This window comes from Candidatus Nomurabacteria bacterium (assembly GCA_023898525.1).
Taxonomy (GTDB): domain Bacteria; phylum Patescibacteriota; class Minisyncoccia; order Phycocordibacterales; family UBA918; genus OLB19.
Genome location: CP060227.1, coordinates 355,687 through 375,357 on the forward strand (window position 1 = coordinate 355,687; position 19,671 = coordinate 375,357).

Consider the following 19,671-nt stretch of genomic DNA (forward strand, 5'->3'; position numbering starts at 1 on the left):
TAGGTTTTACTACTCTATTATAACAAGGTTTTACTTAATATATTGGTGACAAAGTTGGGATATGGGTATAACTTGAACTTTATACTCTACCTCCACCTCCACCTCCCCCGCCACCAGTTTGGTGAAACACACGCACTTCAAGCGCGTCTAGGTTTATGGTATTACTTTCAGGCGTAGCGGTAACTCTTATTAAGAAGGTACTGGGTGTAAATTCAGTTGATGACCAAGTTCTCCCCCACGTATCTGTATTACCACCAACCGTATAAACAATATCTGTTCCAGATAAAGTTGGAGTGGCCTTTCCGGTAGTGTAAGAAGAACCGCCGTCCCAGGACAAAGAAACATCGACTGTGCCGGTAGCCGTAGTACCAGAAATATCCAGCTTTACTGCTATACCTTGTATAGTATTACTTCCAGGTATACTGAAGTTAAATCCAGTATAACTCTGACGTAAGCTACTGGTAGAAGCAGTGGCATAAACACCATCAGAATTGTAAGCGTTTTCCGGATTAGTCCATTCGTTGTTAGGAGTACCTGTGTTACTTGGACTAAAGTAGTTGGGGCTATAAGTAATATTCTCATCATCTACATTCTGTCCTACATTACCACCTCCACCCGAACCACCACCTGTTTCCATACCGTTTCCAGGTGGAGGCGTATCTCCAGTGCGAGATGAACTTCCTCCCGAGCCTGCTGTATTTCGTATATGCTGAACCTCATCTACAGAACCGATAATAACCGGAGACACAGCAGAAGTTGTACCAACAGATGTTATTCCGGTAACTGGTAAACTAATCGTCATTGAATCACCTCTATCTATAGAGCTTGTATTACCAATTATCAAATAATCAGAACTGGTCGTAGCATAGAAGTCAGTACTGAAAGTAATCGCCCCGAGCTGACCATTAACAGTCATAATACCGGAGTTGTCTAACAACTCATCACCACCATCCATTACTTGGTCATTGTTGATATCACGATATAGACGTAAAGTATCCACATTGTCGGTGTCAATTCCCTGTACTCCCCTCAAAGTGAACACAATATCTGTGACTGTCACATCCTCTCCTGATGGATCTAAAGAGAAAGCGTATAATGCTTCATCGGTCTTATTTTGGAAACTAAACTGGTTACTTACCTGACCCAAAGTATGATTACCTAAAGTCATGGATCCGCTTATATCTATGGTTTTGGTGTCCTCCGTAATTGCAGTTGTCGTAGCTGAGCCATCTACATGCAAAGCAAATTTACCAGATGTAGTACTGACTGTCGAAAAACTACCAACTTCTATGTTATCAATAGTCAAAGTGTCTCCGTTTACAAAATCACTAGTCACATCAATCAATAATGTAGCTCCACCATCCTCATATGAAACAGTACTAAACACCTTCCCTGAAGCGGTTCCGCCAAATGTTGGAGTTGTTACACCAGTACTAAAATAGAAGTCGGTGGTAGTAGTAGCTATAGTAATACGAATGTCATTGGCCGCGACTATGTTGGTGCTACTAGAATTTTTAGTGATAGTAATTTGATCCAAAGTTGTGGATGCTTGACCAACGTAGAAATTATAACTATAAACCGAAGCCAGTGTGACAGGAACATTCGTATTCCAATTAGTATTATTACCACTATCAATACAACCAGTACCACAATTTATAGTTGTAATATTTATATTGTCCGAATCTTGCACGTCCAAATAAGCAACAGTGGTGCTGGCTCGTGGATCTATGTACCATTCTCCGGTAGAGCTACTAGAGCGTAATGATAAGAGGTTGCCGTCGGTACCGGTTAAAGTTAATTGATCTTCTATGACATAAGTTCCACCAGATGAAAAGGTTAAAGTGTCTGCGGTGGTCACTTCTTTGGATAGAGTATAAAAAGTAGTGGTGGCTGACGAGACCAGTGATTGACTGGTACCAGATAAAGTTATGGTTCCGCTAGAGTGGTTGAAGGTACCGTAGTTACTCATGTCACCGGCTACAGTAAGACTGCTTGGAGCGGTTAGAGTGGATGAAGTAGAGATGGTGAGATTGGTGGTGGAGGAGATATCTTGAAAAGTGACTTGACCGGTTATTATTAGGCTACTAAAATCATCACCACTAACCATGCTTCCGCTCATATTTGCCGGCACACGAAAAGACATAAGCTCACAACCAATCGCTGAACCAGCGACCTGGGAACAGGCGGTAGCATCTGCAGATTTACCAATGTAAATATTATCTCCAACCTTGATTAAGTTATTTATATCTTCTAGTCCGGTGCCAGTACTACCACCGTTCACATCTCGCCCTGCCACGTAAATCGGGTTGGTGGTGGAGGAGATGTCGAAAACCATTAGTTCGCAGCCGTCGGCTGAGCCAGCGGTTTGCGAGCAAGCAGTAGCATTTTGAAGCTTCCCTAAATATAGATAATCACCATCCACGTAGATAGAAGTCGCATTAATATTTCCTACTCCAGTATCATCCCCTGTCACATCTCGTCCTGCCACGTAAATCGGGTTGGTGGTGGAGGAGATGTCGAAAACCATTAGTTCACAACCTCTGGCGGAGCCGGCGGTTTGGGAACAGGCGGTGATATCTCCACTTTTACTCATATATAGGTAGTTACCAGAGATTTGAATATCATACACAGCCTCTGCTTTGTTACCAGTACTAGAACCATCCACATCTCGCCCTGCCACGTAAATCGGGTTGGTGGTGGAGGAGATGTCGAAAACCATTAGTTCACAACCAATCGCTGAGCCGGCGGTTTGGGAACAGGCAGTAGGGTCTTGAGTTTTTCCTATATACAAATAATTACCCCTAATCGCTATACTATCGATATTCTCACCTCCAGTTCCTGTACTATCACCAGTAACGTCTTGTCCTGCCACATATATCGGATTAGTCGTAGAAGAAATATCGTAGACCATAAGTTCACAACCAATCGCTGAGCCGGCGGTTTGGGAACAGGCAGTAGTGTCAAAACCCTTCCCGATATATAAACTACTTCCAGATATTGCTAAAGACCTGATATCTAATGCAGTAGTTCCTGTACTTGAACCATCCACATCTCGTCCTGCCACATATATCGGATTAGTCGTAGAAGAAATATCGTAGACCATAAGTTCACAGCCATCAGCTGAGCCGGCGGTTTGGGAACAGGCAGTAGCGTTACCAGATTTACCAACATACATATAATCACCACTTATAGCTAGTGCATACACACTATCATTACCGGCTCCGCCTGTATTATCACCCGCCGTGTCTCTTCCGGCTACATATGTAATATTAGTAGAAGATGAAATGTCATATATTTGTAACTCACAACCTCTAGCTGAGCCGGCGGTTTGAGCACAAGTATCAGTACTAGCAGTATGTCCTACAAATAATGAGTTACCTGAGACAGCAAAAGAGTCTATCCAAATACTAGTAATTCCAGAACTAGAACCGTCAGCATCTACGCCCCCGTTATATCCACTAAGGTATGCCTGTATTTCTAAAGTCCCACTGTTATTGGTGAATGTATCAATATTCTCATAATCTCCTGAAACTATAACGGTATTAGTTGGAGCCAAAAATTCCCCCTGATTAATTAACAGATTTGCCACAATTTGAGTACTCGCACCAGAATTTGTATACAAAATATCTGTATCATCAGAACTATCGTAAAAAGAAAAATCATCACTATATAAAATATCTGTACTACTGGCTGTGTGTGATACTACATAGTTATGATAAAGAGGCACACTGGTAATATCAGACCCTTTATAACCCATCACTATCGTTGTAGCCTTATCTGTTTCACCACCAAGCCATACAGTAAAAGGTGTCGTGGTAGAAAGATTAACATCATCAATATCTGTAAAGCTCCAAGTTCCACCAGCACCAGTGGTTGCTGAGTGAACACTGACTGTAGAAGTACCAACAGCCACTTTAACAGTTTTACCAGAAGTATCAGTTGTAACACCTTTGTCGACATAGAGCGTTCCAGATAGGGTTATGGTCGCTGCATTTACCTGATTAATATCATTAAACTGACTAAAAAAAGTAAATATGATTACAGAAAAAACAAATAGTCGCACTATGTTTGTTTGAATTATATTGATTTTTTGTATAATTTTTTTTCTCATATCTTTACTAATTTGGTTTTGTTTTTTGTTATCTATCTAATTATATTTTTAATTTACTTTTTTAAGGTGACGTTTCATCTAGTTCAGAAACTTCTACTTCTGACGGACTGGAGTCTTCTACCATTTCCTCCACTACCTCTACATTTTCTTCTTCTGTCTCGCTCATTGCAACCTCCCCACTCTCACTATCAATGTTTTCACTTTCATCATCTTTAACAACTTCTCCGACATCTTCTACTATTAGTTCTAAATCTACTTCTGTATCATTTTCAATATTTTCTTGGTACTCACTATCCCCCTCTATGTCTGTTGTACTAGTAGAAGTGGTTGTGGTAACAGTTTTTTCTTCATTTATCTCTTGGTCTGTATCTTCCTCTACCACTTCATTTGCACTTGTCTGTGGTGAAGTTGAATCTTCTTGAGCCTGAACCGGTTCTTCGTGAGATTTATTTATTACTTCTCTATCCTTTTCTATATTATTATTGGTATTATTTACCGGAGACTCACTCACTCTGTTAAGTAGTACTCGAAGGTCATCAGCCCCAACACACACACCATCGACACATAGTTCATTTTGCACCTCCACCCGATCGGCTTTAAGAGTAAAGACAGAAAGTACACCGTCGATGAAATTGTTGGCTAGATTAACCAGACGCTCCCAAATAGTTACATCTGACTTAGAACCATTTGTGCTGCTAGCATTTGCCAACAAAGAATCTATAATTTTAAGCCCTTCGTCATCCAAGTAGCGGTATCCTAGATCCACAAACATTACAATCTGCCCCACCCGCACAGACTGACCGTTTTCCAAAATTTCAGTGTCGCTCTTTATGCGAGACAGCGATTCAAGTGCTTTTCTCTCCGCTTCAGCTTCAGCTAAAGCTTCCGCCTCTTTGATCTGAGCATCGGTAGTAGTTGCTTCAAGCGGTACACACTCTTCTTCTCCGGTAGCATTTCCTCCACCGTAGTAACATCCGTCGTGCATACGCGGATCCTCAACTCTGTTTATTGGTTCAAATATCGGATCAACCAAATCGTCTCCGAATTGATTAATATATGTATCTGAGTAAGCCCTAGTTTCCACAAAATCTTCCAAAGCCACACCGATTATCTTACCGGTTGAAGTCGCCTTCATCGCTACTCCTGGAATCGAAGAAAGGGTAAGCTCATCACCGGCTTTGATCGATCCGTTTTCATTTGAAAGCTTGATAGGAACACGTCCAGATAGAGCAATTGGGAACACCTCCTCTCCTTCCTCCAATGATGAATCATCATAACCCAACAAGAGACCAGGCTTGGTTGAAACCACACCGATTATTTTGTTCTTCGTATCTGTATCCGCCCTTCCTACAGAAAGACCGCCTTTGGTATACACAATTTCTCCCGCTTCAAGATTTTCACTTGAGAAGTATGTTTCCGCAAGGTCAGAATTTCCTGTATGAGTCGATACTGATGCTATCCGTCCGGTAGTCGAAGCGTTACACGAACCGTCATTATCAACACAAAGGCCCCCATAACCAATCTGCAAACCGGCATTATTACTGGTAGTACCATCACCAATAGTTAACATTCCGTAAGCTCCAACGGTGAACATAGAAGTTCCTGCGTTTTGCAGATCGACGAATTTTGAAGCGGTGGTTGAAGAAAATGATCCACCACTATTACCAAAATTCATTAAAAGACCCGTGCCGGTAAAGGTTGAAGTATCTTGGAATAACTTGAGTAAAGAAGCTGTTGTAATAGAAGATGAATAACCTCGAATAGCATTACCTTGTGTAGTTCCAGTTGTCTCACCAAACACACCGGCCGGCTCATACGAACCACCAGCATCACCTGAAGTGATACCCTTAACACCGAAAGTTCGCGCGTACCCTGACATAGCTGTATTTTCTCCCAAAGTGTTTGCTCCCCAGTCACTCTGAACTTCTAAACCTCTAACTGTATTTCCAAACGTCGTAGCGTCTTCTATTTTTATAAAATTACCAACCAGTGTACTAGTAGCTGTATTGGTGGCATATAGATATGACCGATCGCCGTACTGTGTAGAGCTGGCAGTGCTGTTAGCAAAGGTCAAATACCTATCTATACCCGCTACCCCGGCGTCAGCATAATTTAGATTTTCAATAGTCAGACGCGAAGCTGGAGTAGTGGTAGCAATACCAATACTTCCATCGTTTTTGATATATAACCTATCCGTGTAACTTCCGGTAGTTTGGAATCTAAAATCTCCAGTAGCGTTTGGTAATATAAAATTCATGCTACCACTAGTATCAGAACCACCTATTAGTACATTGTTAGCTGAACTCATGGATAATAAAGATTTAACACTACCCGCATTGTCTCTAGTGGCAAGACTGTAGTTATTAGGTATAAATATATGGCCATCCACCGTCAGCTTCCTTACCGCTGTAGTAGTACCAATAGACACATCACCACCAGAGCTCACATAAATACCCTCATCGTCTCCGTCACCTGAAAGGAAATTAGAGCCGAGAGCTATGTTAGCCGCTGTGCCGGACATGGTCAGGTTACCGGCAAATGAACCCGTGCCACTGACAGTAAGGTTTCCATCTAAGTAAGTATTGCCAGTGACAGTAAGCTTGGAAGAAGGAGTAGTACTACCAATACCAATGTTTCCACTAGATAGTGAAGTACCGGTACCATCAATACCAGTACCGAAGATAAGGTTACCTATAGATAATTGATTAGACCCAGTTGAAGAAGCGGCATCAATATCATAACCAATTAATATATTGTTTGAACCAGTCGTGACTATGTTACCCGCTCTATAACCAAGGAATATATTATTAGAACCGGTTGTTAAAGCCTCACCGGTTTCTGAACCGAATAACGAGTTATTTGAATAAGAGTTACTAAGTACACCAATACCGGCATGGTAACCAACTGCAGTGTTGCTACTGGCCGCACTTGAAACATAGCGCATCGCATTACTACCAACCGCCACATTTTTAGCACCGGTAGAAATATTCTGAGCCGTAAAAGCACCATAAGCTGTATTATCATCACCGGTAGTAACACTTAGAGAATTGGTACCAAAAGCTGAGTTTGCACTACCGGCAGAATTACCCGCCAAAGCAGAAGAACCGAAGGCATTATTATTTCCTCCAGTAGTGTTAGAGTTTAAAGCATTAATACCAAAGGCGTTATTATATCCTCCGGTAGTGTTTAGTTTTAGAGCACTATATCCAAAAGCAGAGTTGTTAACTGAAATGTTGTTGACCAAAGCATCAATTCCGACTGCAGTTTGCGTAGTATTTATCACCATTGCACTAGCTGAATTCATGGTAATTACTCCACCGGTAGTTTGGGTAGTAAGGTTGACTACCCCTAAGGAACCATCAGCAATATTGTCTGTATAAGTAGTGGTAGAGTTATCGTTTATAGTCGTTACCAAATACATAGCCCCCCAGACACCATCCGCATCTTTGTTACGATAAATCTTTCGTCCGGTCACGGCTGGGTCGCTAGATACTGGGATATTGGTTAGATTAATCTCTTGGGATGACGGTGATACTTGACCAGAAAGTTTACCGACCTCAGTTTCACCGGTAGCGGTAATGTAAGAAACTCGGTAGCGATAGGTGCCCGACAAACTTCCCGCCCCACCCAAGGCAATACTTGGTGTCACGGTAGACGGTGCGTCAACTATTGAGAACCGTAAATCCCCAGCGCCGATGTCTAATTTTGCTTGTGGTGTTGAAGTACCAATACCCAAATTAGTCCCATCAAATACTAAATCAGCATCATCCGTCACCGCAGTACCACCACTGTTAGCAAACAACAGTCGGTTAGCCGTGTATGAAGAGATGGTGTCAGAGAGACCAAGAAAAGTTCCGTCTCCTAGACCGAGGGTAGAGGTAGAGATCCAGTCAGTGCCGGTGCCGGTTGAGGAGAGAATTTGGCCTAAGGTTCCAGAGGCGTTAGAAGAGTCAAATAGTGCTCCAGTGATGAAAGCGTCGCCAGCAACGGTAAGCTTTGAAGACGGCGTGGTGGTGCCGATGCCGATGTTTCCGTTATTGAGAATTTTCATAACAGGGTTTGAGGTAGAACCGATTTCAAACTGTATGACACCAGAGTCATTAGGGACACCCAGTATCATACTGCCGCTAACTGTAGATCCGTTTATGAGAACATTGTTAGCTGAAGTCATGGACAAGAGAGAAACATTGTTAGCAGAAGTATCTCTAGTCATAAAACTATAATTATTTGGAATATAGATACTTCCATCCACATTAAATTTAGCCACGTCAGTTGTGGTACCGATAGAAACATCACCAACGTTATTTACATAAATACCCTCATCATCACCATCGCCGGAGAGCCAATTAGAACCAAGGATGATATTAGCCGCAGTACCAGACATAGTTAAACTATCAGAAAAAGTACTTGTGCCGGCTACGGTCAAATCTCCTTCTAGGTAAGTACTGCCAGTAACTGTAAGTCTGGAGGATGGAGTAGTGGTGCCGATGCCGATGTTGCCAGCAGAACTTATAGTAGTAGTTGCTGTTCCGTTAACAAAATTTAGAGAACCATTACCCCAACCGACAACAGCATCATCTTGGTTGTGGAAAAATTCTATATAGTCATCAACCTGACCCTCGTCTGAAGAATAAACACGGAAAGTCGGGTTGTCAGTATTATTACTTACTATTCTGTTATCATTCCGTTCTCCCAAAATAAAATATCCACTAGTGTTTAAATAACCTCCTACTCGGGTTTCAGCAACCATCGCTTCATAACCACCGCTATTTCGATAAAGAAATCTTGCCGTGGATTGAGAACCTAAAGTAAAATCAATATTATCATTCAGAGCTAAAGCACTGTTAAATAATATACCGGCACTACTTCCGTTTAAGGTATCTTGACCCAATGTAATAAAATACTGATGATCAGTACCTATGTTTAAACACTGGTTATAAGTACTACCACTTCCACACAATCGAATATCTCCATTGGTATCATTTTCTATGTATTCATCGTTGGCTAAAGTCGTCGTTCCCGATAAAGAGGTTACACCAGAAACAGTCAGATTACCTGACGTATCAACATTTCCATCAAAGTAAGAATTACCAACAACTGTCAGCTTACTGTCTGGTGTGGTGGTGGCGATACCAACGTTGCCATTGTTTAGGATGGTGAACATTTCTGTAGCACCTGCAAACAAACTTAGTATCTTACCTGCACCATTTTGAATTAAGGTCAAAAGAGCAGAACTACTTGTAGCCTCCATAGTGTCAGCATCATCTGCGCGCAAGAAAGAAGTGGTAGCAAAACCATCAAAGGTGTTAGCATTCTCTGCAATAAACGCTGCCGGTACCGCGCCCAGCACTTTTCGAGGAGACATTTCGCCGTCCCAACTTGGTGTACCAGTTCCTCCAATCTCCACACCCAAGTAAAGGGACTGGTCGAAATCTACCGAACCCAAGGAAGACACGTCACCGAGCATGACTGAGAAGAGGCCGTTAGTGACAGTCACCTTATTTACTCCCGTTCTGGCCTCAGACCAGATAGCGGTTGAAGTAGCTGCCGTACTGGAAGACAGTAGCCAGAAATTCATGTTGTAGTCACCGTCTGCTACCGCCACGCCAACAGAATCAGTTAGTTTACCTTGGTAATTTATCTCCTGATTGAACTGTGCCAAAGAGACAAAAGGAGAAACCATAAAAGCAAAAACCAGCACTAGTGTGCTTATCATGAAAAGTATTTTGTTTGGAAGCAAAATTTTCATAATCTTATGGACCGGCGTTACTTAAGGTTTTTTTAGACGTTGGTACGGACACAAAAGGATACTCCATTATTTCTCCATCCTGATTCTGGTATGAAATTATCCCTGCATTTTCACCTGTATATTCAATTTTTACAGGATCAGAAAACATCTTTTTTATATCTTCATCACTGTAAGCGCTACCAGGTGACAACAAAAATACCCCGCCATTATCCATTCCCACATCCCGAGTTTCACTTTCATCGAAAAAGATCGGGTACTCTGTATTCCCTGATGAAAGTAGAGTTGAAACCTCTGGCGATAGATTTACTTCACGTGCTGTTTGCGCAACCAAAGAAGTTGATTCTATGTTTTGGTTAATCCAAATATTTTTATAATAAGAATTTATATCGGCATTCGAATAAATAACACCACCCACAAAAAAACCAAGCAACATAACAAAAGCAGAAATAAACAAAGACCTTTGCTCAGCTAACTTAACAGCTATATTTACACCCGAAACTATAGACTGCACCTCCTGCTTTATATTTAATTCACGTCTTCTTTCGTGACTAAGGTGATGTTTCCTGATCGACTGCTCTAAATTTACAGAATCAATGAAACGCTCAAGTGAAACTATATCAATAAACCAATGACGGCCAACTTGTGTTGCTACTATTTTTTTGTCACGCGCCAGTTTGGAAATATAATCACGCGAGTAAGAGACTTGCTTTGCCGCGAGCTTGAGAGAAAGCATTTTTATTCCGTCAATTTCAATTTGTACAGACATACGATTTACCTTTAATTATAAAGCTAAATCGAGACAAAATCAGTTTTCAGCTGTTAATAACCAGTAACCAAAACGTCGGCTCAAAAGTGCTAAAGTTTGTATCCAAAATCCACGCCATTAGGAGTATAAACCACCTCAACCTCTACCAAAGCAGTTGCAAGAAAAAGCAGTATAAAAACAGCAATCAGTAACCAAAGAGTGGTTGGTACAAAGAAATCTCTTTCAGGTGTAGAAGCAATTGGTAATGAAGAAGGGGTGACGTTTAATGATACAGTATCAGTTTCAATGAATTTTTTGAGTTCTAAATTCACTTTATTAGTTTTTGAATTATTTAAATCATCTTCCTTAACAAGGTCATACTCAGTAAAATCGTCCTGTATTGAAGTAACAGATATCTCACCTTTTAAGGATATCTCGGGCAATTCGCTACTAGTAAACTCTACTCCTTTAGAAGCTCCAGGAAGATTGAGCTTCTTACTTTCGGCTAAATTAACAGATAATTTTTTTGACTCACCTTGAAGCCTAGGCATGAGATCAGCATCATCAACTTCATACTGAATTGGCTTCCAAGTTATCTTCCTTTCAAAATTTTTATTCAAAATTCGATTCTTGGCCACGTTTTTAGTCAGTGCTGGCTGCACGTCTATCCGAGATTTTAAAGACATACCACTATTTATCAACGTTTTCTCGGATGTCGACTTCGATTCAACATAGCGATTCTTCTTATGCGCCGAGAGTGATATGGGGTTCACGTACCAATTCCTTCCAATCAACTGAGCATCAATCTTACGAGCACGACAAAGCTGACCTATGTAATCTGAAGTATATTTAAACTTCTTGGCCAAAAGAGATGCTCTATGATATTCAATCCCATCTATAGTAACTACGTCCATACTATGAATAGTATAACAGACGCTATAAGGAAAAACTCGGATAACGGAGCTGTGTGTTTATAAATCTATATCAGTAAAATCTACTTAAGTTCTTGCCTTAACAAATCCAGTAGAAGACCCGGGTTAGCGGCTCCTTTAGTTTTCTTCATACCTTGACCAACCAAAAATTGTATAGAAGCTTCTTTTCCAGCTTTATAGTCAGCTACCACCTCTGGAAATTCAGCTATGATTTCTCGAACAGTTGGCAACAAAGCTTCGGGGTTGAATGTCTGAAGTAAACCTCTTTCCTCAGCTATCTTCTCAGGGTCAAAATCGGTCTCTAGAAGCTCCCTTAATAAATGCTTGGCTACTCGAGAATTAATTGACCCTTTATTGAGGATAATCATGAGCTTAGCAAAATTAGGAACAGATAGACTAAGCTTTCTAGATTCTTCCAAATCAATCATGGATAGTATATCAGAAGTAAGATAATTTGCTGATAGCTTTACAACATCATTGCTTAAATCATTAAAGGTCTCAAGAAGCTCACAAAAAAAATCGTCTATAACACGTGTGCTGATTATAAGCTCAATCTGAGCGGCTGGAAGTCCGATATCACTATATTTTAAGCGCTTTTCGTTCGGTAAAACAGGGAGTATCTCGGATAAACGAGACTCACTAAACAGATTGTACTCTGGTGTATTTATCTTAGTAAGGTCAGGGTCTGGGAAATACCGATAATCCTTAGCACTTTCTTTTTTTCTTTGTGTGTAAGTACGTAATTTGACCTCATCCCAACCTCTGGTTTCTTGTTCTACCACCCCCCCTTCTTCAAGTAGTCTAATTTGCCGCTGAACCTCATACGCTATGGCACTTTCAACCGACTTAAAAGAATTTAAATTTTTTACTTCTACTTTAGTACCAAGTTTGTCGGTTTTACTGACAGAAATATTTGCTTCGATACGCATCTCTCCTCTTTCCATTTGTGCGTCAGATATGTTGATGGTTTGGAGTAGTAGTTGTAGCTCTCTAGCAAACCTCCCGGCAGTACCAGCATCATGTATGACTGGTTCTGTAACTAGTTCCATTAGTGGCACACCTGCCCGATTAAAATCTACAAGACTGACACCATCATGGTCATGCTGACTTCTTGCTGTATCTTCTTCAAGATGAACTCTTGTTAACTCTACATCAGCTAAAACTCCACCTGTTAAAAATGGAAAAGCATACTGACTGATTTGGTACGCCTTAGGGATGTCAGGGTAGAAATAATTTTTCCTATCAAACTCTGAGTAGGTGGCCGCACTAGAGTTGACTGCCTTTCCAAAGAGAAGCACCTTCGCAACAGCATCTTCGTTTGGCGCAGGAAGTGTACCGGGATGACCTAAACAGATTGGGCAAGTATACAAATTAGGTTGACTATTGTGAGGATCGTTTTTACATCCACAAAACATCTTACTTTCTGTCTTTAACTCAGCATGGACTTCAAGTCCAATGGTAGCAGTATAATTTTTACTCATGATTAATTATTTTGATGTTTAATTAAGTAACTAAAGTTTGCGAATTACAGACCAGAACATGTCTTATAATTAGTACAACTTTACCACAATTCCTCATTATGGACACATGTTTACATTCACCACAGTCTCCTTTCGACCTTCTTTTAACTTTCAAGTAGATGCTTGCTTAGAGCCGTTTGCAGTTCTTTTATACCTACACCACTATTAACTGATATGGCAAGCACACGCTTCGCAATTTTGTCAATAGCGCCCATTAGTTCATCTAATTTAGCCTTATTTATAAGGTCTATTTTAGTAATAATAACCCACTCCTCCTTGTTCACTAGGCTAGTATCGTAGGCAAAAAGCTCGTCTCGAATCGCCTGATAGCTGCTCAAAACATCGTCTTCCTCAACGGAAATCAAATGGAGAAGCATCTTAGTATGCGTAACATGCCTTAAAAAAGTATGTCCTAACCCCTTACCTGATGACGCTCCAGCTATGAGACCAGGGATGTCCGCCAGGACATATCCGTTGAGATCTCCAAGATGAGGTTCTATTGTTGTAAAAGGATAAGAGCCTATCTTAGAATTAGCATTAGTGAGTGTGTTGAGTAAGGTAGATTTACCAGCGTTCGGCTTACCAATCAAACCGACATCAACAACTAACGACAATGTGACGGTTACTGTTCCCTCCTCTCCCTTTTTTCCTAGAGTCGATTCTTCAGGTGCCTGGTTGATAGCTGATCTGAAGTGTCTATTCCCAAGACCCCCACGTCCACCCTTAAAAATAATTTCCGTCTGCCCTTCCGACATAAATTCATAAACTCGGCCCCGCGCCTCATCAGTCACAATAGACCCCACCGGTATATCAACAACCAAATTCTCACCATTTTTTCCATGAAGATTTTTATTCATTCCATCACCACCTTTTTCTGCTTCAAATTTTTTTTCACCAGTGTATTTGGCTAAAAGATTTACATCACGAACAGCCCGCATAACTATGCTTCCTCCTCGTCCGCCATTACCACCAGCCGGACCGCCTTTAGGCTTAAACTTTTCTCTATTCCAACGCACCACTCCATCTCCACCATCTCCGGCTTTTGCGTAAATTGTAATCTGATCTACAAACATATAGACTCACAGTAATACCATAAACACACTCAATTGTACATGGTCTACTTAATCAATTGTTTGTTATTTATTAAATAGCCATAAGGAGACTATACAAAAAAATAAACTATACTCTTTTTAATAGTCGCTACTAATGCTTGAGTCAATGTTTTGGGTGTAAGTGAATTTTAGTACTCGGTTTATCAAATAATGAAAAACAGACCTGACGCAAAGTGGGACCGCAAGAAAATAGGACCATGTTATGCTAGGTCCTATTTTGTGAAACATACAATATCCGAGTCTCTTTTAATCAGAATATCATTATTTATATAGACATATCGTGATTAGAGATACTTATTTCCTACCGCACTAACCACCGAGACAATAAGTGAACCAAGTAAAGCGTGTAAAAATGAGGCGACGGCAAAACCTTCTATGAAGGAGGCGGCAAACCAAAATAACGCTGCATTAATAATAATCATAAAGAGCCCTAATGTGATGACTGTAATAGGGAGAGTGAGGATAAATAGCACTGGTCTAACGAATAGATTCAACAAACCTATGGTTATAGCCGCTATAATAGCTGGATAGAAACCGTCAATCTCAATCCCTGGTATGTAAGCTGCTACAACAAGTAAGGTCAGAGCCGTAAGTAGTAATTTATTTATTAACCTTAGCATAAGTCTCTACTTATTTTTATCTACAATCGTCCAACTTTTATCTGCCAAGAGAGGCTCTGCTTTCTTGTACTTCATAGTTTGAATTTCTTTACCATTAGTGATAGTCACCATATCATTACGACCATACTGTGCGTCATTACGAGCTGGCTGCTTTGGGGTATTGTTTTTAGTAAAAGCGGTCTCACCAGCGCTCTTTTGAGCTGCTTCAGCCTGTTCTTTCATAACCGCCTCCTCTCTCTCAACGATTACCGGTTGCAGTTTAGGGATTATTTCTATCAGTCGATCAATAAGTGCTTGTTGCATTTCTTTGAACAAACGAACGCCTTCTTTACGATATTCAATTAACGGATCACGCTGACCATAGGCCCGTAGGTTAACACTTGACCGGGTGTAGTTCATTACCTCCAAATGCTCGACCCAAAGCGTATCAATCATTTGCAGTGTTAACCGACGAAGTAAACCACGAAAAGCATCTTCACCAAGTTCAGCCTGCTTGTTTTCTATTAATTCGGGAACACCATCATACTCTCTAAGCTCAGACAATATTGAGTCAATCTCTGCTTGTTCCCCAAGTAATAATTTATAACGTCTAGCATAAACCACCATACGCTGCTGGTTTAAGACATCATCATAGGCTAGGACTTGTTTACGCGAATCAAAATGAAAGCCTTCAATGCGGGTCTGAGCATTTTCTAGAGTATTTGATAACATCTTCATTTCTATTGGTTGATCCTCAGGTATTCCAAACTTACCCATGAGTCCTTTGACCCGATCACCACCAAACACACGCATGAGAGTATCTTCCATAGACACATAAAATTGTGTCTCGCCAGGATCGCCCTGCCTTCCCGCTCGACCCCTTAGCTGATTATCTATTCTTCTTGCTTCATGACGTTCAGTTCCCAAGACAAACAGTCCTCCTAGCCCCTTAACAGCCTCTGCCATCTCTGTAGTAGCCTCTGGTCCACCAAGCTTAATATCCACTCCACGACCAGCCATATTGGTAGCCAAAGTAACCGCTTTAATCCGACCAGCCTCGGCTATGATTTCTCCCTCCCGTTCATGGTTTTTAGCGTTAAGCATTTGATGTTTTATCCCAGCCTCTGCCAAGGCAGCTGACAACCTTTCATTAGAGTCTATTGAAGCTGTACCAATCAAAATTGGTTGCCCTTTTTCGTGAACTTCTTTGACTTTATTTATAATCGCTTTGAATTTACCTAACTCATTTTGAAAAATTAAATCATTGTGATCAATACGCGCCACCGGTTTATTAGTCGGTACCGGAATAACCTCAAGATTATAAACAGTAAAGAATTCTTCTTGCGAGGTTAAGGCGGTACCGGTCATACCAGCTAATTTGCCATACATTCTAAAGTAATTTTGGTAAGTAATTGACGCAAAAGTTTTTGACTCCCTTTGAATCGGTACACCCTCTTTGGCTTCTACCGCTTGATGTAAGCCCTCTGACCAACGCCGACCCGGTTGCAATCTTCCTGTGAACTCATCGACGATAACTACCTCATTACCACGAACAACATATTCTTTATCCTTGGTGTAAATGGCTTTAGCCCGAACCGCTGTCTCAAGATGATGTACATACTTTATTCCCTTTTCGGTATATATATTTTCAACCCCCAACATCTTTTCAGCCGCTTCAATACCAGCATCAGTTAAAGTTGCGCTTTTTAATTTTTCATCAACCAGGTAGTGTTCTTCCGGCTTTAGATTACGGGCAATATTAGCAAATAAAGTGTAGAGATTTTCTGAATCATTAGCCGGTGCGGAAATAATAAGCGGGGTTCTCGCTTCGTCAATAAGAATCGAGTCTATCTCATCTACGATAGCAAAGACATGTCCGCGTTGTCTTAAGTTTGTGGCTTCGTATTCAATATTGTCACGTAAAAAATCAAACCCGAATTCACTATTGGTCCCGTAAGTTATATCTGCCTCGTAAGCTTCTTTGCGAGTACATGGTCTAAGAAAATCATAGACCACTTTATAAGAACCAACCTCGTCTCGCTCCTCATCTTTGTCCTGATGATTTGGATCATAAATATACGACGCATCGTGATTAATTACACCAACAGTTAGACCTAGAGCATCGTATATCTGCCCCATCCACACTGCATCACGACGAGAAAGATAATCATTAACAGTTACCACATGCACCCCTTGGCCACTTAGCGCGTTTAAATAGGCTGGTAAGGTACCGACTAGGGTCTTACCTTCTCCTGTGCGCATTTCTGTGATCTTCCCACGATGCAAAATAACACCACCAATCATCTGTACATCATAATGACGGATATTTAGTGTTCGTTTTGCAGCCTCCCTAGTCAAAGCAAAAGCGTCGATTAAAATATCATCCAAACTAGTACCTTCAGCAACTAACTTTTTTAGTTCCTCAGTTTTAGTTACTAAATCTGTGTCAGAAAGCACTTTATAGACACTTTCCTTTTCATTTATAGCCTCAACAATGGGCTGAATTGACTTTAACTCCTTCTCATAAGTAGGGCCAAAAAATCTATCTAAAAACGACATAATAGAGCTTAGTATATACGCTATTAACTATAATTACAAAGATTCAGCCAGATACGCTTTTATGTAACTGTGCTAGAATAGTCCATTATATTTAACGATACACAAAATATGGAAAATGAAGATTTTTACCCCCTTTTTGACACCCTTACCATCGGTGATATTGTGCCTGAAGAAATAAATCTTGACGTATACCAAAACGAAGAATTCAAAGGGATGAGCTTTTCTGAGTTACGTGGTAAATGGGTGGTTTTAGTTTTTTACCCAAAAGACTTTACTTTTGTCTGCCCAACCGAGCTCGGTGAACTAGCTGACCTTTATGAAGAATTTAAGAAGCTAAATGCAGAAGTTATTTCTGTATCGACAGATACACCTGAAGTACACAAAGCTTGGCATGACACCTCAAACACTATTAAAAAGATAACATACCCAATGGCAGCCGACCCTTCACATGTCATATCTGAAAGCTTTGGAGTACTGATTGAGGACCAAGGAGTTACTCATCGAGGTACTTTTATAATTTCACCTGAAGGTGAGATTAAAACAATCGAAATCAGCTGTGACGCGGTTGGTCGCTCAGCTAAAGAAACACTCAGAAAATTGAAGGCAGCGAAATTTGTAAACGAGAATCCAGCCAAGGTTTGCCCGGCTAGCTGGAACGAAGGTGACGATACTTTAACTCCAGGAATTGATCTGGTTGGTAAAATATAATAGTCACCTAGATTATTATTTTTACAAAGTTAATTTTAAAACCATGCGTACGCATGGTTTTAAAATTAACTAATATGGTTTTTAGATATATAACAAATCGCCCTAACGGGCGATTTGTTATGCAATAAACTTGATCGGCAAATGATAAGTACCATTTGCATCAATTATTTTTTTGTAGTCTTTCTTTTTGTAGTCTTCTTAGCAGCTTTTTTGACAGTCTTTTTTACAGTCTTCTTAGCAGCCTTCTTCTTTGGAGCTGCTTTCTTTGTTGTTTTCTTTACTGCCTTTTTAGCTACCTTCTTCACTACCTTTTTCTTAGGAGCGGTTTTCTTGACCACCTTCTTTGCGGTCTTCCTCGCTACTGTCTTCTTTTTTGCTGTTGGCATATTGTGATGAGAGTATTTTAGTGGATAAAATTCGACCGCAAGACCTTCTCAATTTCAAAGAACAATCAGAAGAGAAAGTTTTTGCTTACTACTATTATCACGTGTAAAAAAAATTTATACAATCACTTTTGTAAAAAAAATTTGTGGATAAAAAAATGCACAAAAAAATTTTTAAAAAATTTTTTTGTGCATTTTTTTCTTACACTACCATTAGCAATCGACTTCACTCAATAATATTTACTTCAGGTATAATCGTAACTCCGGTTTTATTATAAACTTTTTTGATTATATCTTCCGAAAAACTTTTTATCTCAGCAGCATTCTGTGAACCTAAATTAATTAAAACCAAAGCCTGTTTATCAAACAGCGCCACATCACCTTTACGATAACCCTTTAAATTACAAATCTTGTCGAGAATATAACCTAACGATATTTTGACCTTACTATCGCTTGTTTTATAAATTGGTAGATTAGGATATTTATTAAGCAATACCTCACTGTCTTCAGTTGAAATAATTGGGTTTTTAAAGAAAGATCCAGCTGTACCTGTCTCGTGCCAATCTGGAAACTTATTGGAACGAATCTCAACAACTACCTTCCTTATCGCTGACTGCGTTATTTCACGATCTGAAAAATAATTTACTAAATCTGCATAACTAATTTTCGGTACTGGTTTTTTTTGTAGATTAAAATGAACAGCCACAATTATATGATTTCTTCCTTCACTTGTTTTAAAAAATGAATCTCGATACCCAAACCGACACTCATCTCTAGTAAACTTACGCCAAACACCAGAGGTAACATCGTACGTCTCCACAAAAGTAATCAGGTCTGAAACTTCAACACCGTAAGCACCGACATTTTGGACCGGGACAGCTCCGACTGTACCCGGAATAGCTGATAGATTCTCCAGTCCCCAGAAACCGCGATCAACAGTGTCTGCAATTACCTCATCCAGTATTTCTCCCGCTTGGCAGACAAGCGTAACCTGATCATTATCGTCTTCTGTATATTGTCTGCCTTTTATTTGATTATGAAACACAATTCCGTGGTAACCATTATCACTAAACAGTATGTTTGAACCACTACCAAGTACGAGAAATGGCAGGGCGGTTTGCTTCGCAAACCGCCCTGCCATTTCAACCTCATCCTTGCTATTAAGTACAACAAAGTAGCGTGCCTCACCACCAACTTTCAGCGTAGTATAGTTGCACATTAATACACTCTCCTTAACCTCAACTTCCATATAA

11 protein-coding genes are annotated in these 19,671 nt (G+C 40.3%); 1 reads left to right on the plus strand and 10 read right to left on the minus strand.

The features are described 5' to 3' along the window. Positions 1–79: 79 nt before the first annotated feature. The 8 genes from H6779_01545 to secA form a co-directional block, all read right to left on the minus strand. On the minus strand, positions 80–4,111 hold the full coding sequence (locus H6779_01545) for a hypothetical protein (protein USN88112.1): 4,032 nt from the start codon (positions 4,109–4,111) through the stop codon (positions 80–82). Positions 4,112–4,172: 61 nt separating this feature from the next. Next, complete coding sequence (locus H6779_01550) at positions 4,173–9,860, minus strand: hypothetical protein (GenBank protein USN88113.1); 5,688 nt, start codon at positions 9,858–9,860, stop codon at positions 4,173–4,175. A gap of 4 nt (positions 9,861–9,864) precedes the next feature. After that, positions 9,865–10,626 carry a helix-turn-helix domain-containing protein gene (locus tag H6779_01555; GenBank protein ID USN88114.1) on the minus strand — a complete coding sequence of 254 codons (762 nt, stop codon included), beginning with the start codon at positions 10,624–10,626 and terminating at the stop codon, positions 9,865–9,867. Between the two features lie 89 nt (positions 10,627–10,715). Then, positions 10,716–11,519, minus strand: coding sequence for a hypothetical protein (locus H6779_01560; GenBank protein ID USN88115.1), 804 nt, complete (start codon positions 11,517–11,519; stop codon positions 10,716–10,718). Positions 11,520–11,599: 80 nt separating this feature from the next. After that, positions 11,600–13,018, minus strand: coding sequence for an Asp-tRNA(Asn)/Glu-tRNA(Gln) amidotransferase subunit GatB (gene gatB / locus H6779_01565; protein USN88116.1), 1,419 nt, complete (start codon positions 13,016–13,018; stop codon positions 11,600–11,602). 143 nt (positions 13,019–13,161) lie between these two features. Further along, positions 13,162–14,130, minus strand: a complete 969-nt coding sequence (gene obgE, locus H6779_01570) for a GTPase ObgE (GenBank protein USN88117.1) — start codon at positions 14,128–14,130, stop codon at positions 13,162–13,164. A 323-nt stretch (positions 14,131–14,453) separates the two neighbouring features. Further along, positions 14,454–14,789 carry a phage holin family protein gene (locus H6779_01575; GenBank protein ID USN88118.1) on the minus strand — a complete coding sequence of 112 codons (336 nt, stop codon included), beginning with the start codon at positions 14,787–14,789 and terminating at the stop codon, positions 14,454–14,456. Between the two features lie 6 nt (positions 14,790–14,795). Next, complete coding sequence (gene secA, locus H6779_01580) at positions 14,796–17,327, minus strand: preprotein translocase subunit SecA (protein USN88119.1); 2,532 nt, start codon at positions 17,325–17,327, stop codon at positions 14,796–14,798. A 108-nt stretch (positions 17,328–17,435) separates the two neighbouring features. On the opposite strand from secA, the gene H6779_01585 reads away from it, so the two are divergent. Continuing rightward, a complete protein-coding gene (locus H6779_01585; protein ID USN88120.1) occupies positions 17,436–18,035 on the plus strand; it encodes a redoxin domain-containing protein in 600 nt (199 codons plus the stop codon). A gap of 164 nt (positions 18,036–18,199) precedes the next feature. On the opposite strand, the gene H6779_01590 is transcribed toward H6779_01585, so the two are convergent. Both H6779_01590 and murB read right to left on the minus strand, forming a co-directional pair. Next, a complete protein-coding gene (locus H6779_01590; GenBank protein USN88121.1) occupies positions 18,200–18,421 on the minus strand; it encodes a hypothetical protein in 222 nt (73 codons plus the stop codon). Between the two features lie 223 nt (positions 18,422–18,644). Next, positions 18,645–19,667, minus strand: coding sequence for a UDP-N-acetylmuramate dehydrogenase (gene murB, locus H6779_01595; protein USN88122.1), 1,023 nt, complete (start codon positions 19,665–19,667; stop codon positions 18,645–18,647). Positions 19,668–19,671: the final 4 nt, after the last annotated feature.

Excerpts from the sequence above, each read along its gene's own strand:
- H6779_01575 (USN88118.1), bottom strand. The coding sequence starts at position 14,789 with ATGCTAAGGTTAATAAATAAATTACTACTTACGGCTCTGACCTTACTT.
- secA (USN88119.1), bottom strand. The coding sequence starts at position 17,327 with ATGTCGTTTTTAGATAGATTTTTTGGCCCTACTTATGAGAAGGAGTTA.
- H6779_01545 (USN88112.1), bottom strand. The coding sequence starts at position 4,111 with ATGAGAAAAAAAATTATACAAAAAATCAATATAATTCAAACAAACATA.
- gatB (USN88116.1), bottom strand. The coding sequence starts at position 13,018 with ATGAGTAAAAATTATACTGCTACCATTGGACTTGAAGTCCATGCTGAG.
- H6779_01590 (USN88121.1), bottom strand. The coding sequence starts at position 18,421 with ATGCCAACAGCAAAAAAGAAGACAGTAGCGAGGAAGACCGCAAAGAAG.
- murB (USN88122.1), bottom strand. The coding sequence starts at position 19,667 with ATGGAAGTTGAGGTTAAGGAGAGTGTATTAATGTGCAACTATACTACG.
- H6779_01560 (USN88115.1), bottom strand. The coding sequence starts at position 11,519 with ATGGACGTAGTTACTATAGATGGGATTGAATATCATAGAGCATCTCTT.
- H6779_01585 (USN88120.1), top strand. The coding sequence starts at position 17,436 with ATGGAAAATGAAGATTTTTACCCCCTTTTTGACACCCTTACCATCGGT.
- H6779_01555 (USN88114.1), bottom strand. The coding sequence starts at position 10,626 with ATGTCTGTACAAATTGAAATTGACGGAATAAAAATGCTTTCTCTCAAG.
- H6779_01550 (USN88113.1), bottom strand. The coding sequence starts at position 9,860 with ATGAAAATTTTGCTTCCAAACAAAATACTTTTCATGATAAGCACACTA.
- obgE (USN88117.1), bottom strand. The coding sequence starts at position 14,130 with ATGTTTGTAGATCAGATTACAATTTACGCAAAAGCCGGAGATGGTGGA.